The following is a 15889-nucleotide window of genomic DNA, read 5'->3' as shown; positions in this document are numbered from 1 at the left end:
GACCGCGTTTTTGTTCCACTATTCCGAACGCGCAAGCGCCGGATTCTCAAGTGGTTAGCGGATACAGATTCGACTGATAGTATACCTGTGTTTACTCTATTAAAGTAAGCAGCAAGCTTTAGGTTGGTTCAGGGCGAACCTGCATTGTAACGCATTGAAAATTGGACATATATGACTAAAAAATCACCACAGCGAGAATATTTCCTGGATTCGATTCGCGCCTGGCTGATGTTATTGGGCGTACCCTTTCATCTGTCGCTAATTTATTCTTCACAAAACTGGTCAGTAAATAGCCCGGCTCCGTCTGAGTGGCTGACATTACTCAATCAATTTATCCATGCTTTTCGCATGCAGGTGTTCTTTGTCATATCCGGCTATTTCTCCTACATGCTGTTCCTGCGCTACACGCCCGGCCACTGGCTGAAGGTGCGCGTTGAGCGTGTCGGTATCCCGATGCTGGCCGCTATTCCGCTGATTACCGTACCTCAGTTCTTCATTCTGAAGGAGCTGACTAATAAGATCGGTGACTGGGGCAAAATGAGTCCCTATCAGAAGTACAATGCGCTGGCCTGGGATTTGATTTCTCACCTCTGGTTCCTGCTGGTACTGCTGGTGCTAACCATTGCCGGCTTTTGGCTTTTCCGGCTACTGCGCGACGGAAAACGGGAAAAAGCAGACTATTCCGACCTGACCTGGGGCAAATTGACCGTCGTTATTCTGCTTTGCGCGTTGGGTTGGGGGGCGTTTCGCCGGATGATTCTGTTGGTAGCACCTCAGGTCACTGCAGATGGTCTGTTCAATATGGCGGTAATGCAGTCGCTGATGTACCTGCCCTTTTTCATGCTCGGCGCGATGGCATGGAAATACCCGGCAATTAAGGCGCTGTTTGTGAAGCCGAATCGGTGGGCGTTTATCGGTGCCGCACTGGCATTTGCTGCCTATGTAGCTAATCTGACATGGAGTTCGGGCGAAGGCTGGCTATACGAGCTGGATGTTATCGCTTCCATGCTCATGGGGCTGTGGATGGTTAACGTGGTGTTCTCCTTCGGCCACCGCATGCTGAATTCCCATTCGCCTCGCGTCACCTACCTGGTGAACTCCTCGCTGTTTATCTACCTCGTGCACCATCCGCTGACCATTCTGTACGGTATTTTTGTTGTGCCGCTGATTGGCAGCAGCACGCTGGGCTTCTTCGTCGGACTGGTGATGATTTTCGGCATCGCGTTCCTGCTGTATGAAATCCATCTGCGCATCCCGCTGCTGCGCTTCCTGTTTTCCGGTAAGCCCCAGCGCTGATCGTCAGGCCCGGCGTCCGCCGGGCTACAGCAGCCACTCAATCGGCAAACGCCACACCAGTCTGACCAGCAGCCGCTGGATGAATCGCGTGCGTGGCTCATGCCGGTGCACGATCTCCTCCGCTTCCCCCGGATATTCCACCCAGTTGATTTTTCCCCGATCATCAAGCCGCAGCGTCCATGCGTGTTCATGCAGATTGACCAGCAGATTTTGATGGATGCTGTTCGCCAGCTCACCGCTTTCGATCACCAGTCCCATTTCGGTGTTCAGTACCGCCGAACGCGGATCGAAATTAAATGAGCCGATAAACACCGTTTTATTATCCACGCTAAAGGTTTTCGCATGCAGGCTGGAGCCAGAGTTCCCGGTCAGGCCGCGATCGTACAGCACGCCGCCCGTAGGCGTACTGTTCGGCTTCAGCTCGTAAAGCGCGATACCGTGACGCAGCAGTTTTTTACGCCACTTCGCATAGCCAGCATGCACCACGGAAACATCATTGGCCGCAAGGGAATTGGTCAGAATGGCAATTTTTACGCCCTTGCGTACCAGCGCCAGCAGCTGTGCTACACCGGCGCGGGTCGGCACGAAGTAGGCAGAGATAATGTCCAGCTGCTCCTGCGGGCGGCCAATCACCGACAGCAGACGCTGGGGCAGCAGGTTTTTCGTTCTGGCTCGCCCCAGTCCTTTGCGCGGGTCGTCACTGAGCAGCTGGCTGCTGGCCCAGATAAACGGCAGCGTACGGCTTTCCAGTCGGGTGATAAACGTTGATTCCTGCAAACGTGTGAAATAGTTTTTCACCTGCTCGTTTTCCCGCCACGCCTCCTGCAGACCGATATCCGCTTCCGATCCAGGGTCGGTATTGACGATCACACTAAACGGCGAAACTGAACGACACTGCCAGTAGCGATCGAAATCAGCTCCAACCTCCTCGACTACGGGCCCCACCGCCAGCACATCCAGATCGGAGAACAGCGGCTCGTCGCCAGCACCAAAGTATTTATCGCCTACGTTACGCCCGCCGACGATGGTAGCCTCACCGTCTACGGTAAAGCTTTTGTTGTGCATTCGGCGATTAAGTCGAGCGAAATCCGTGAGATACCCCAACAGACGCAGCGTGCGAAATGAAAAGGAATTAAACAGGCGAACGTTAATATTAGGGTGGCTGTTCAGCGCACTGAGCGTCTTATCCAGCCCCAGGGTATTGTTGTCATCCAGCAGCAGGCGGACACGTACGCCCCGCCGGGCGGCTTCCAGCACGGCGTTGAACAACAGCTGACCTGACATATCGTTTTCCCAGATATAATATTGTATATCCAGCGTTTTTTCTGCCATGGCGATCAGCAGATAGCGTGCGGCAAACGCATCCAGTCCCTCAGCCAGAGGATAGATACCGCTGTCCTGAGGATGCCCGGAAACCAGCGGCCGGATGGCCTGGGCCAGGCGCGTAAAACCATCGACATCCGGTTGGTTTGAATCGGTCGCTTCACTCATGATCTGTCCTTAGCGGAGTTTCGGTAGATCATATTTGTCAGCGTCCCTCATCCACGGTCTGGTCGTTCTTTTAGTCTAGACTTATCCCATTGTTCCGCTCAGTTCTGCAAACAGGAGAGCATCATGTGCGATGACACCGATTCCTCCCGCTCACGGCACCATCCACGTCTGTTTCAGAGTTTTTTCCAGGGGTGCCTCCCGTGTTCGAATGCGTGCCGCTCGCCGGGCAAGCGTGCCGACCTGATGATCAACAGCGGCCACGATACCCTGGTGGATAAAGATTATGCCCTGTTGGCTGAGTTTCAGCTACTGAGCGCACGTGACGGTGCTCGCTGGTATCTGATTGAAGAGAAACCTGGAGAATACTGCTGGGACAGCTTTCTGCCCCAGCTGGAGGCGGCAAAAAAGTACAATATCCAGATGATCTGGGAGCTGGCGCATTTTGGCTGGCCGGATGAGATGGATATCTGGCAGCCTGAGTTTGTTGACCGCTTCGCGGCCTTCGCGGCCTTCGCGGCGGCCTTTGCCCGCCTTCTGCGCGAGAAAGGCGAAACTCAGCCGCTGATCTCGCCGATGAATCAGATTTCATTTTGGTCCTGGGCCGGGGCTGAAATCGCCTGGTTTAATCCGTTTGATACGGGCCGGGGATACGAGCTTAAGCAACAGCTGACGAAAGCGGCTATCGCGGCGATGTATGCGATACGTAACGAACTGCCTGAACCGATCCGCTGGTGCACGTTGCAGCTTCCGGCTATTCCAGCGCGGCGAAAAGCGCGGCACAGCAGCAGCATGAAGCACAGTTTGCAGTGTGGGACTGGATATCAGGTCGCAGCTTTCCCGAACTGGGCGGCAGTGAAGAATTACTGGATATTATTGGCCTGACCTGGTACCCGGACCATCAGTGGTTTCACAATGGCGATCCTCTGGAGCCTCATCACCCCGATTATCGTCCGCTGCATCTGCTGCTGCAGGATATCGCCCGGCGTTACCAGCGTCCCCTTTTGCTGGCGGAAACGGGTGCCGAAGTGACCAGATGCGCGGAGTGGCTAAATCAGGTATGCGAAGAGGTCAGAATGGCGCTCGATAAGGGCGTTGAGGTTGAAGGCATTTCACTCTCTCCGCTGGTTGACTATCCCTTCTGGGATGATGACCGTCGTTCACCGGCAGGACTGTTTGGGCTGCCCGACGCTAACGGTAATCGCACGGTTAATGAAGCCTGTGCCCTGGCTCTGCGTAGCCAGCAAATTAAATTTAAGCAGGATCAGGATCGTGAAGAGTGATGCCAAGATGAGGAGCAGGTTCGGGTATCCAACGGTTGTTCTGCGGGATACCGCACATCGGAAAGCCAGGTCAGGGTAAACAGTACCGTTACAGTAATCAGTCCAGCGGTAAGCAGTCCGACCAGCGCCAGTAATTTATCGTCTCTGGATTCCATAAAATCCTCAATCCTCAGGATAATCAACACGTCATGATGTCATCTGGAAAAATTACGGCATCAGTAACGTTATAGCGAGCACAAAGATTATAAGAGTAAAAGAGGTGACTGCAAGTACCGCAATCGCAAATGGGGCATCATCCAGCGGCACCCGCGCATGTTTTTCAGCTTCAGATTCGGAGCCAGATTCAGAACTTTTTTTCATGTTAAGCCGCAGCGTTTAAGCAAAACCACCCTGTTTTATAGCCAGAAAACTGTGCAAAATCCTTTTCAAAATTTTTAAGAAAACGTCTCTTTGATTTGATGATATCGGTAATTAAATAAAGAATAATTAACCTGAAAAAATCATAAAAAACCAATCTTAATCAGCTTTCTCACTCCAGATACCGCTAAAACAAGTTTAAAGACAACGATAACATGGCTGATAAACATATTAACACGGCAAATAAGTTAACGCCGCTCTGATTGGCTATAAGATATTCCTTTTTGTCATCACGCCTTAAATCAGCTATGGTGGCGAGTTCCGAAACTCATAAAAAAACATTAGCACAATTGACAAATGCGGTGAATACCGTTAACTCTGAATTATTCGACTAATTTTAAGCAATTTAAGAGATAAAATAGGGTATTCTTTCGGCGAGCTCTTCAGGTGCTTCTTTTCTCACCACCCCGATAGACTTGCGTGAAAAAAGACCGAATAATGCTGGCGCTCATTCAACGGCATCGCCAATTTATCCTGCTGCGCGACCAGGTTTATCATGCATCGATATCGCCTTCCTGAAGAGTGGATGTTCTGGTCAACACGCCTGCGTGAAGAACAGCGCCAGCGGGATACTATCGAAAATGGTTTGCGGCGCGCGCTAAAAGAAGACGAATTTTTCCTTGAATATCAGCCGCAGTTTGCCCGCTGTGGCAGCGTTACCGGCCTGGAGGCACTGCTGCGCTGGCGTACGCCGGACGGACGGTTGATCTCTCCGGCCACCTTTATACCCGTAGCGGAAAACAGTGGGCTGATTCTGAATATCAGCGAGTAGGTGCTGGAGAAAACCTGCGCACAGCTCAAGCTGTGGCAGACTCAGCCCGGAATGGAAACGATGCGTGTCTCGGTCAATATCAGCCCGCGACAGCTGAAACGCAGTGACTTTATTCGGCAAACGGAGCGCATTGTGAGCCGTAGCGGCGTTGATCCTCAGCGTCTGAGTTTTGAAATACTGGAATCAGCGCTGGCCAGCGATATCGATGACGTTCAGCGTAAGCTCGCCGCGCTGCGGGACATGCGCATTAATATCGCGCTGGATAACTTCGGTACGGGCATGGCATCGCTGACCGGGCGGGTATTTTTCCCGCTCTCAGACCCCCGATCGACTGGTCCATCTGTTTAACTAAAGCGGGATCGGGGCAAAAAGCCTGCTGGCAGATATTTACCGCTGCCAGCCACCGCCCAACGCGCGGTAGAGATCGATCTGCGCCAGCAGCAGATTATTTTTTGCCTGCACCACGCTCAGCCGGGTGCTGAACAGCATGCGCTGAGCATCCAGTTCATCCAGATAGGACGCGTAGCCATTGCGATAGCGATTGCTGGCAATATGCAGCGCTTCGCTCACCACCTGTTGCTGTTTTTCCAGTTCGACCAGCTGCTGCTGGTAGCGCGTAATCGCATCAAGATCGTCATTCACCTCAACGAACGCGCTGCGCACCACCTTTTCATAGGTGTAGAGTGCCTGATTTCGCGACGCCATTGAGACATCCACCTGCGCGGTCAGCGCTTCACGGTTGAGCAGCGGCGCCAGCACGCTGCCGCCGATGCTCCAAAGTCGGAAGGGATTGGCCGCCAGCTCATGCAGAACGGAACTTTGCAGCGTGCCGCTGGCGGTCAGATTCAGCGACGGCAGCAAACTGGCGCGGGAAGACTGCAAAGAGGCATCCGCCGCCAGCAGCTGCCGTTCGGCCTGCACAATATCCGGTCGCCGCTGCAGCAGCTGCGATGGCATCACCGCAGGCAGCGATTGCGGTGACAGATGGTCAAAGTTATTCTGACGGGCAATCTGACGTGGATTCATACCGACCAGGATACTCAGCGCATTCTCCTGCTGGGATATCTGATGCTGCAACAGCGGGATCTGCGCTTTTGCCGTCTGATATTCCGATTCCGACTGTACCCATTCCAGCTTTGAGGTATAGCCGGTTTCGAACTGACGTCGTGCCAGATCCAGCGAGTTTTGCCGGGTTGCCAACGTTGCCTCGGTGACGCGCAGTTGCTCATCCAGCGAAACCAGCGTCATATAGCCAGAGGCGACAGAAGTGGCGATGGTCAGCTCCGCTGCGCTGGCGGCGGCCTGCTGCGCTGCCAGCGAGGCTTTTGCCGCGTCGATGCTGCTGCTGCGCGCGCCCCAGAGGTCAACGTTATAGTTTGCCTGCAGTAATCCCTGGAATACCGAGTACTGATAGGGCTGCCCGGTGACGGCCGATATCGCACGGGCGCGAGTGGCAGCTACGCCGGCGTCCAGCGTCGGGAAATTATCGCCCTGGGCACCGCGCAGCTGGGCACGATACTGATCAACGCGCGAACGGGCGATGAGGATATCCGGATTATTGCGCAGCGCCTGCTCCACCAGCTGATTCAGCTGCGGATCGCCAAACGCCCGCCACCAGTTCGCTTCAACGGCAGCTCCCGGACCCACCTGGCTACGCCATCCCTCAGGAATAAGCAGTGAAGCGGGAGCCTGATCTACCTGTGTTGCACACGCCGACAGCATGGATACCAGCAGCACCGCGAGCAGGGATTTTTGAGCCGACATCAGCGTTTCTCCCTTCCGCTATCATTTCCTGTGGTGTCGATGTTCACTTCCACCGACATACCGGGGCGCAGTTGCTCCGTATTCTCACTGGTAATGCGAATACGCACCGGAATACGCTGGGCGATTTTCACGAAGTTACCGGTGGCGTTATCCGGTGAAATCGCGCTGAACTCCGACCCCGCCGCAGGCGAGATAAACTCCACTTCCCCGTCGTAGCGCGTGTTGTTCAGCGCATCGACGGTAAAGCTTACCGGTAGCCCCGGACGGATGTGCGCCATCTGGGTTTCTTTCATATTGGCGATCACCCACTTCTGCTGCGGTACCAGCGGCGTCAACCGGGTACCGGCGGTCACGTATGCACCCGGACGCACGGAAATCTGGCCCAGCTGGCCATCGTCCGGGGCAATAATGCGGGTGTTATCCAGATCGATCTGCACCAGCTCCAGCGCCGCCTGCGCGCTGGTCACATCGGCCTCCAGCGAGGCACGATTAACGATGGTGGTCTGAAGATCCTGACGGGATACTTCCAGCGTCGCCTGCGCCTGCTGCACATCCGCCTGCGTCTGGCTGTTACTGGCGCGTGAAGCATCGCGCTCGCGCAGCGACAGCGATCCGTCCGCCACCAGATTTTCCACGCGCTTCAGATCCAGGCCGCTTTTCACCGCCTGGGCTTTGGCATTTTGCAGGGCGGCTTCATTACGCTTGATTACCGCCTCCGCGCTGCGCCGCTCCTGCTGGTTATTCGCCAGAGCCGCTTTTTTCATCTCCAGCTGCGCCTGAGACTGATGCACACGTTGACGATAAATACGATCGTCAATAGTCATCAGCAGGTCACCACGCTTTACCGGCTGTAAATCCAGCACTTTAACGGAAGTGATATAGCCGCTGACCTGCGGACTGATAAAGGTCACCTGGCCGCGCACGTAAGCATTTTCCGTCGATTGCACCTGGCTGGTAAACGGCGGCAGTTGCCAGGCGTAAAGGATCACCAATACACCGACGATGGCGATGCCCGACCCCAGAGCAATGGATAAAATTCGCAGCTTATTATTTCTCTGGCGCTCGGCCTGCTGCTGTTCCTGTTGGCTCATTATTTCCCCGTCGCGATCGTTGTCGCTGTTTGTTGCATTGCCTGCTGTTCGGCTTCCGCTTCCCGTTTTGCCTGCTGCCAGTTAAGGTAACGCAGGCGGGACAGCCGCCACAGCACCCAGAGTAAAGTGACGGCGGCAATCCCCGCCGTCAGAAGATAGACATCGTTATAAGCCAGGACGTTTGCCTGTAGAGTGGTAACCGTTTGTAGCTGCGTGGTGCCCTGCGCACTGGTGAGAATGGAATCCGTCAGCTGGTTGCTGAACAAGCTGGAATACTGCGCGAGGCGATCGGTAACGTTAGGATCGAGCAACGAAAGCTGGTCACCAAGCAGGCTGGAATGATACTTCTCGCGCCATGTCTGAAACGTCCCCAGCAGCGCCGATCCCATCAGCCCACCAATGTTCTGACTCATGCCGAACAGCACCACAAAGCTCACCAGATTTTTAGGCTGGGTGGCCACCCCACCCACCCCCAGCAGCATCGCCGGTGCGATGAAAAATGAGGTACTGAAACCGAGCAGAAACTGGCTGAAATACATATTATGCGCCCGCGTTAGCGGGTTGGACTGTGCATCTATCAGTGAAGCCACCATCACAATAATAAGCGACACAACGATCGGCCAGCTCAGATGCTTCGGATTGATCGTCAGCGCACTGAAGATGATACCCGATGCCACACCAGCAAGAATGGCCAGCGCCAGCCCCTGCATCTGATCGTTTAACATCCCGATCGTTTGCAAATATCCTACCGCGCCGGTGTTTTGCTCGGCCAGCATAATACGCAGCAGGATCATCACGATCCCGAGCCGAATAATCGCCCCGCTGCCCAGCCACCGCGTATTGATCAGCGGGTTACTGCGGTTATGTTCCACCAGCACCGCGGCCGTCACCAGCACCAGGCCCAGCGCCGTGCAGACGCCCAACCACGGTGTACTCGTCCACCATTCAATGCGGCCCAGCGATAGCACACCGCAAAACAGCGCCATGCCAGGCGCCATCAGGAAGAAGGTGAGAAAATCTTTTTTCTCAAACACGCGGGTCCGCTCGCCCGGCGGCAGTTTGAGGATCAGCACTGCGCCCAGTGCCATCAGCGCCAGCCCCAGCTCAAACAGATACAGCCCCCGCCACTCCTCAAGCTGCAGCAGCTCGGAAGAGAACAGCCGCGCCAGCGGGATCGCCAGCTGCGATGCGCCCAGCCCAATAGCCAACGCCTTCAGCCGATGCTTCGCAGGCCAGGCCTGAATCTGATAGTAAATACCCAGCGAACTCAGCGCTGCCCCCACCATACCGTGCGCCGCACGCACGATAATTGCCGAGCTCAGATCGTTAACCAGCAGATGGAAGAACGCCACCAGCACGTACAGGACCAGGAATGCTTCGGTAAACACCCGCAGGCCGAACTGCTGGCGAAACTTGACCAGCAGCAGGTTGATGGAGATGTTGCCCATCACATAAACTGCCGGCAGCCAGGCGATTTCATTGCTGTAAGCGCCAAAGACGCCCTGCAGATTGGTCAGATTGGCCGTCACCAGCGCATTGCTCAATGCACCGGTGATGGAGATCAGCAGGCCGACAATGCCGAAAGCGATACGCTTATGGCCGGGATGTAGCGGCGTGGAGGGCGAACCGGGCAACATCGGTTTTTCACCGGGAGCCCATTCACGCGGCGCATAGGGGTTAGGCTTATCGCGGCGCACTTACTTACCCTCGGTGGCAATCAGTAGCTGTTGCAGTACCCGCTGGGTGACCGCCAAGTCATCTTTATCAACATTTGCCAGCAGCTCATTACGCAGCGCATCCGCCTCAACCTTCAGCCGCTGATAAAGCGTTTCGCCCTGAGGAGTTACGTGCAGCAGCCGCTTGCGCCGATCTTCTTCCGGCTGGATGCGCTCCACCAGCTGCTGTTTGACCAACCGATCGATCAATGGCACCACGCTGGCGTCTTCCAGCCCCAGCGCCTGAGCCAGCTCTTTCTGACTGATTGGTATTTCCTGAATGGCGATAGTGGCTACCGCCATCCAGCTGCTCATGCTCAATCCGTTATCTTTCATCCGCCGATCGATCGCCTGACGCCAGGCATGCGCCGTAAGATGCAACAAACGGGAGAAGTTCAGTTCCTGGGAGTTCAATATATAGAGACCTGATGATTAGATTTCTAACTAAATTACCTGGCAATTATAAACGTGCTCAGATAAAAATGGGAAGACGATCGGAAAAAGTTTAGATAGTTCCTGAACTTTCCGCCAGGCGGTGGAAATGAATTCACGCATCGGAGAAGACTCAATGGAGATTATTGCGCTGCGCCAGCAGCCGGAAAGAAGCCTGGAGATAGCACAGCTGCTGCACAGCGAATGGTCAGCGCTGCAAAACTGGTCTTCGATAGCGCGGATTAAAGAACGTCTGCTTTTACGCAATCACCCGGACCGCAGCAGTTTTACCCTGCTTGCCGACCACACAGACGGCAGTCTGATGGGAACCGCCAGTGTGATTGAGTTCGAACTCGACGATGATCCATCACGGCGTTTCTGGTTGGGAGAGGTATTCACGCCGGTTATCTGGCGCGACGACTAAGAAAGGTAATGACGATGAGCTATGGTAAACGCATTAACGCTTCCTTTGAACGTCCTGACCCGCAGGTCCTGGCGCGGCTGGCGGTGTATGCCACACCGGATTTATGTGATGTTGCGGGTATCTTCGACTGCATGAACAGCAGTATCAAACCCTGGGTATCCGCAGGTAAAATCGTTGGGCCGGCCCTGACCGTCAGAGTGCCACCTGGTGAAGGCGGTATTATTCCTACCGCCATCGAACTGGCTCAGCCTGGTGATATCGTGGTGATTGCTGGCAAAGGCAACACTGAAAGCGCCTACTGGGGCGATCAGCGCAGCAGCCTTGCTGTAAAATACGGTGCAATCGGGGTGATCATTGACGGTGCGTTCCGCGATATAGATGACTGCGAGAAAATTGGCCTGCCCATTTTTGCCCGAAGCCTGACCTGCGGAGCTTCAGGTAAAGCAGGTACCGGTGAAATCAACGTTCCGATCAGCTGCGGTGGCGTCGTTGTTTGCCCCGGCGATATCGTATTTGCCGATCGCAACGGCGTATGCGTTATTCCGCTGCAGTATGCTGCTGAAGTGGCCGATATGCTTGAACAGCGCTTCCCGCGATAAGTTACTCTTCGTTTCGGGGAATCCTGCCGGAATTGCTCGCTGGCGACTACCGGGAACGATCGAGGGTTGTTGCTGGACTCATTCATCCGGAATCTGGCGTTTTTATGCTGCACGTTTTCTAAATATCGTTGCCAACGAAAGATAAAGCAGCCCTGCACCGATAATTATCAGAAAAACATAGCTAAACAGCTTAGACAGCCAGATTCCGGCAATCCCACCGACAAAAAACGCTAAAAGGGTTGATGAGTGTAGCCCCAGACGCTCCAGGTAAAACGGCGCATCCTTAGGCGATTCTTTACGCCGGAAGACATCAATCAGCATCGCAACCTCAATGCCAATATCCGTCGCGGTGCCGGAAACATGGGTAGTTCTGACCCTGGCATTGGATATACGCGTGACCACGGCATTCTGCAGGCCCATCAAAAAGCTTAATGAAAAAATCAGCAGCAGCCCGGGATACGAAGGGTTACACCACATTTCAACGATGCCGAGTGCGATAAGAGCCAGCGCTTCAACCAGGATATTCGCCGCAAAAATAGTGCGAATCCCCCTTCTTCTCCCGGCATTAATGATTATCGTAGAGAAAGCTGAACCGGCAATAAACAGCAGCACCACAGCCATAAACAGGGCACCCGATTTCAGGTTTGCTTTCGCCAGATTGTCTGACAGTGACGAAACGTTGCCGGTCATATTTGCCGAGAAAAAACCAACGATCTCAAATGCCGCCGTATTCAGTGCCCCTGCAACGGCGGCAAGCGTGCAGGCCAGACGGCTGTCGGTATTAATGGTTCTGGCATCGTCGGTACTGATTAACATGTGCGTGGCTCATTCTCGGGCATAATTCGTGCCATCATCGGCTTAATTGTGCCTGAGGACAAGTAGAGGTGCGGCTTGTTAAGAACTTTTGAGGCGGAAACAAAAAAACCGCCCTTAGGCGGTTCACAACATTACTACATATTGCTTTGATTTTATTCGTTTTAATCGACATTGCGAATATGGTGCCCGAACTCGCGAACATTCAGCTACCTATTAAATTGAATTTCATCATAAATCTGCTTTCGGTTTTTTGTCAAGACCCTGAGTCTGACCCCTGTTTTTTCTTCCAAATCAAAATAGTGGGAAAGCTTGTGTGGAAAGGTATCCGGTTCGATCCTCTGGTACGATTCCCTTTGGATATTTCCGTAATGACATCAGCGTTACGTATGGCGTATAATTATTATCCAGAGACACACCAGAGGACAACACCATGCCAGCCGCAAACAGCCTGTCTATCAAACGTGAAACGCTGAACCTGCGTATCAAACCCGCCGAGCGCGATCTGATTGACCGAGCGGCGAAAGCCAGAGGAAAAAACCGCACGGATTTTGTGCTGGAAGCCGCCCGTGCCGCAGCCGAGGAAGCACTGATCGAGCAGCGTATCATTATGGCTGACCCAGAGGCTTATCAGGCGTTTCTTACCCGTCTGGATCAGGCTCCTGCGCCAAGCGATGCACTGCGTAAAACCATGCAGACGCCTGCGCCGTGGGAGCTGAAAAAGTGATCTCCGCTCCTGAGCCTCTCCACGCCGGACATATTCTTACCTCTTTCTGCTGTGGCGTGGACTCGATGGATAGCTGGCTGAAACAGCGGGCGATGAAAAATCAGGTCACTGGCGCATCCCGAACTTTTGTTTGCTGTGACAGTAATTCTAAGGTGATGGCGTATTACTCGCTGGCTTCCAGTGCCGTAACGACAAACACCGCGCCCGGTCGCTTTCGTCGCAATATGCCCGACCCGATCCCGGTTGTGGTGCTGGGCCGTCTGGCGGTGGATAAATCGCTTCATGGCCAGGGGATTGGGCGGGCGCTGGTTCGCGATGCCGGGTTGCGGGTGATTCAGGTGGCGGAAACTATCGGCATTCGCGGGATGCTGGTTCATGCACTATCTGACGAAGCGCGGGAGTTTTATCTGCGAGTGGGGTTCGAGCCGTCGCCGATGGATCCGATGCTGCTGATGGTGACGCTGGGGGATTTGGTCGGGAGTGTTTAATAGACATATTTCTATCATTCTGTATTTAGATCAAGTTATTTAGGGAATATAAATGCTACATCGGATTGATGAAATACTGGGATATTTGAATCGTTGTGAGCGCACTAAATCAAATCAGGCAGATCCATTAGAGCTTCTGGCTAAAAGACTCTCTTTACGTGGGTTGATCGTTAGTTTTATTTTACTGCTGTTAATGTTACTCCCTCTTGGGAGCTACGCATTTTTTCCTGAGAAGCTATTCATTCTGGTGAGCAAGTTTTTCTTCATTTTGATGCTGCTGTGTGGAATATTTACTTTATTGGTTGAACCAGCACTGATGTTATTAGGTCTATTTAAATGGAAAACAATGACGTTGACTCGTTTTCTGACGGAAGTTCAGGAGGATGAAGGGCATGTAGCAGCATTGAGCCGCTATGAAGAAAATGAACTCCAGTACGCGGAATTTCAACTGATGAAAAAAATTACCGCTAATGAAAATCGAGTCAAGGCCTTCTTTGGTGAGAAAACAGCGGTATTTGCGTTACTGGCATTTTCGGTTCTGTTTATGAAAGAACTTTTCGGGTGGGATGTTAATTTTTCGGTATTTGGCTGGGGGAACGGTTTTTCTGGTTATGCTAATACCTTGCTGGGGTTTGTCTGGGCATTAATTTTTGGTATGTCTCTAGGCGCAATTGCTTTAAAATTAGCGACTGAACGGTATAAATACCAGTTATCCTTACTTAAACAGACGCTCTGGATTAGAACTCTTTAGTATTGAGTAAAGAACACTTCCAGTTGGAGCTGGCAACATCATGAATCAGAAGATACTTCAAAAGGTACCAATGGGCTTTAAGATACCGCCCATTGGTGAGGAGTGATATAAAACCAAAAAAATGTCAGTTATCACTTTTTTTTCGCATTCCATACCAAAGAACAGCGGGTACAGGTGTTCTAAAATGTCGGTAGGCAATGAAATCGAGTATAGTTAAACCTGCCTGTACCGCACTTGACTCTTTGAAAAAATTATATCGTTCGTTTTTTCGTAGCTCATCCATTCTGTTCTTGTAATCACTCATATTATCCGGAAATGCTATTGGTGCCTCGGTCTCACCAGTGAAGGATTGTGCCGGATGAAAGTAAAGGTGTTTATAAAGATCATTCGTTGGATGCCATAGCTGAGAGCATATTTTAGTATATGATTCTTTTATACCCGTTAATAATGCACAATATCCTTCTTCTTTTTCCAGTATCACACACCATCCCATTAAAGTGGGGATGATCCATGACATATTTGTTGTTTTTTCTTTTAAATATGTATCGTCGCTATTGCATTCCATACTGATAAGATCGTCAATAGAGTCTGTTGATATCGGATGTTCTCGTCCAATCCTGAGTACATAGTCCAGCCTCGAAATTAGTTCTCTAAGCCACTTTTCGATAGTGTCCTTTCTCTCCATCAGAGAAAGAAATATCAATCCCAGAGTAATTTCAATGACATTCTCATCAAGACGTGGCGAACCAGATGCAGGATTATTTATGATTAATGCACACAAGCTATCGGCAACGATATTGGCATTATGAATGTGAAGCGCTCCTTCATTATTATCTTTTCTAAGTGCGAGGAAAAAATTATTTAATCCGAGAGTTGCAAGTATACCAATATGTTCAAATACAGTTATATTGACCAGTGAACTTTCAGTTGAATATAAAGAAAGAAGATATTTTTCATGGAAATATGGCTGAAGTTTGGCAAAATATTCATCAGAAATATTAACATAACTTTGCCATATAACTTCAAAGGCAGGAAAGTATTTTTTTGGATCTTTTTCAAGATTGATACGATGCCATACCCATAACAGGCATCGTTCTGATACAAATAAAGCTTGCTTGGTGTTGCCATCCTGTATCGCCCAGTGGGCTAATATATTAGCCGCGAGATAGCAGGTGCGGATTGATTTCTCCAGGTCTGCTTTCTTGATTTCTTTAACTTTTTTTCCTTCATTATCAAGCATCAGTGTTCGTAGTAGTAATCGATGGAAATCAATCCGTGAATAATCATTTTCACTAATCAATGATAACGACTTTCTTAAATCGGTTCTGTCAATATCATTAAATATATGTTCATTTAACATGTATTTTTCAATAAAAATGGAAAGTTTATCTGCGCCCCAGAAATCAAACTCATGGGATTTATTATCATCAAGATATCCGGCCCAGTTTTGATTTATTTCTTCTTTCATGTCACCGCTGGTGGATAATATTATTTTCGTTGGCAACTTTTTGTGTTTTGGTTGTAGATGATTTCTAAGGTAAACATCAAAAACTTCATTTAAACTCTGTCGTATGGACTGTGGCCCGGAATCCCATTCAGATCTACCTAGATCTTTTTGTTTAATTACAAATATAAATAATTTTTTTTCTCCATCGTCAGGATCTTTACCTATTGCAGAAATATCGACACCATATTGTCTTGTGCCCGTTTGTGTAGTAAATAGAGGGACGATATCCATTGATAATAATAAATGGCGAAGAGGTCGTTCCCGCATCTGAACTTGCTGCTGCCAATAAGCAAATCCGCGAGCTGCAGCGCCTTCCGGGCAA

General features: G+C 51.5%; 14 protein-coding genes and 2 pseudogenes. 8 read left to right on the top strand and 8 right to left on the bottom strand.

Going from position 1 to position 15889, the window contains the following annotated elements:
- Positions 1 to 171 precede the first annotated feature (171 nt).
- Positions 172 to 1296 carry a glucans biosynthesis protein MdoC gene (gene mdoC / locus AC07U6_RS18000; protein WP_494762265.1) on the top strand — a complete coding sequence of 375 codons (1125 nt, stop codon included), beginning with the start codon at positions 172 to 174 and terminating at the stop codon, positions 1294 to 1296.
- A 24-nt stretch (positions 1297 to 1320) separates the two neighbouring features.
- Here the strand turns inward: mdoC and AC07U6_RS17995 are convergent, their stop codons facing one another.
- Positions 1321 to 2787: a phospholipase D family protein gene (locus AC07U6_RS17995; RefSeq protein WP_494762264.1), complete on the bottom strand. Its 1467-nt coding sequence runs from the start codon at positions 2785 to 2787 to the stop codon at positions 1321 to 1323.
- Positions 2788 to 2910: 123 nt separating this feature from the next.
- On the opposite strand from AC07U6_RS17995, the pseudogene AC07U6_RS17990 reads away from it, so the two are divergent.
- Positions 2911 to 4067: pseudogene (locus tag AC07U6_RS17990) on the top strand (beta-glucosidase).
- Between the two features lie 207 nt (positions 4068 to 4274).
- Here the strand turns inward: AC07U6_RS17990 and AC07U6_RS17985 are convergent.
- Complete coding sequence (locus AC07U6_RS17985) at positions 4275 to 4427, bottom strand: hypothetical protein (protein WP_494764822.1); 153 nt, start codon at positions 4425 to 4427, stop codon at positions 4275 to 4277.
- 553 nt (positions 4428 to 4980) lie between these two features.
- Here AC07U6_RS17985 and AC07U6_RS17980 point away from each other — a divergent pair.
- Positions 4981 to 5604: pseudogene (locus tag AC07U6_RS17980) on the top strand (EAL domain-containing protein).
- A gap of 39 nt (positions 5605 to 5643) precedes the next feature.
- On the opposite strand, the gene AC07U6_RS17975 reads toward AC07U6_RS17980, so the two are convergent.
- Genes AC07U6_RS17975 through AC07U6_RS17960 form a run of 4 tightly spaced genes read right to left on the bottom strand, consistent with a single transcriptional unit; the run spans position 5644 to position 10240 of the window.
- Positions 5644 to 7020 (bottom strand): efflux transporter outer membrane subunit, encoded by a 1377-nt coding sequence (locus AC07U6_RS17975; protein ID WP_494762263.1) that lies wholly within the window; start codon positions 7018 to 7020, stop codon positions 5644 to 5646.
- Positions 7020 to 8111 (bottom strand): HlyD family secretion protein, encoded by a 1092-nt coding sequence (locus AC07U6_RS17970; RefSeq protein ID WP_494762262.1) that lies wholly within the window; start codon positions 8109 to 8111, stop codon positions 7020 to 7022. Before AC07U6_RS17970 ends, AC07U6_RS17975 begins: the two co-directional genes overlap by 1 nt.
- Positions 8111 to 9748, bottom strand: a complete 1638-nt coding sequence (locus AC07U6_RS17965; protein WP_494764465.1) for an MFS transporter — start codon at positions 9746 to 9748, stop codon at positions 8111 to 8113. Before AC07U6_RS17965 ends, AC07U6_RS17970 begins: the two co-directional genes overlap by 1 nt.
- 60 nt (positions 9749 to 9808) lie before the next feature.
- Positions 9809 to 10240 (bottom strand): MarR family winged helix-turn-helix transcriptional regulator, encoded by a 432-nt coding sequence (locus tag AC07U6_RS17960; protein ID WP_494762261.1) that lies wholly within the window; start codon positions 10238 to 10240, stop codon positions 9809 to 9811.
- A 127-nt stretch (positions 10241 to 10367) separates the two neighbouring features.
- Here AC07U6_RS17960 and AC07U6_RS17955 point away from each other — a divergent pair, with 127 nt between their 5' ends.
- Both AC07U6_RS17955 and AC07U6_RS17950 read left to right on the top strand, forming a co-directional pair.
- Positions 10368 to 10682, top strand: coding sequence for a hypothetical protein (locus AC07U6_RS17955; RefSeq protein ID WP_494762260.1), 315 nt, complete (start codon positions 10368 to 10370; stop codon positions 10680 to 10682).
- Between the two features lie 14 nt (positions 10683 to 10696).
- The gene (locus AC07U6_RS17950) at positions 10697 to 11281 is read left to right on the top strand and encodes an RraA family protein (RefSeq protein WP_494762259.1); all 585 of its coding nucleotides are present in this window, start codon (positions 10697 to 10699) and stop codon (positions 11279 to 11281) included.
- Positions 11282 to 11383: 102 nt separating this feature from the next.
- Here AC07U6_RS17950 and AC07U6_RS17945 read toward each other — a convergent pair whose 3' ends face one another.
- A complete protein-coding gene (locus tag AC07U6_RS17945) occupies positions 11384 to 12097 on the bottom strand; it encodes a YoaK family protein (RefSeq protein ID WP_494762258.1) in 714 nt (237 codons plus the stop codon).
- Positions 12098 to 12527: 430 nt separating this feature from the next.
- On the opposite strand from AC07U6_RS17945, the gene AC07U6_RS17940 reads away from it, so the two are divergent.
- Genes AC07U6_RS17940 through AC07U6_RS17930 form a run of 3 tightly spaced genes read left to right on the top strand, consistent with a single transcriptional unit; the run spans position 12528 to position 14060 of the window.
- Positions 12528 to 12821 (top strand): type II toxin-antitoxin system TacA family antitoxin, encoded by a 294-nt coding sequence (locus AC07U6_RS17940; RefSeq protein ID WP_494762257.1) that lies wholly within the window; start codon positions 12528 to 12530, stop codon positions 12819 to 12821.
- Positions 12818 to 13309, top strand: a complete 492-nt coding sequence (locus AC07U6_RS17935; RefSeq protein ID WP_494762256.1) for a GNAT family N-acetyltransferase — start codon at positions 12818 to 12820, stop codon at positions 13307 to 13309. Before AC07U6_RS17940 ends, AC07U6_RS17935 begins: the two co-directional genes overlap by 4 nt.
- 52 nt (positions 13310 to 13361) lie before the next feature.
- Positions 13362 to 14060 carry a YuaM family protein gene (locus AC07U6_RS17930; RefSeq protein WP_494762255.1) on the top strand — a complete coding sequence of 233 codons (699 nt, stop codon included), beginning with the start codon at positions 13362 to 13364 and terminating at the stop codon, positions 14058 to 14060.
- 124 nt (positions 14061 to 14184) lie between these two features.
- Here AC07U6_RS17930 and AC07U6_RS17925 read toward each other — a convergent pair.
- The coding region (locus AC07U6_RS17925; protein WP_494764823.1) for a hypothetical protein at positions 14185 to 15889 on the bottom strand (1705 nt) is incomplete at its 5' end.

The sequence above is a fragment of the Erwinia sp. GW821-FHT03D09 genome, assembly GCF_059420805.1.
Note: the sequence above shows the minus strand (reverse complement) of the source record. Positions and strands in the feature narration are given on the sequence as shown.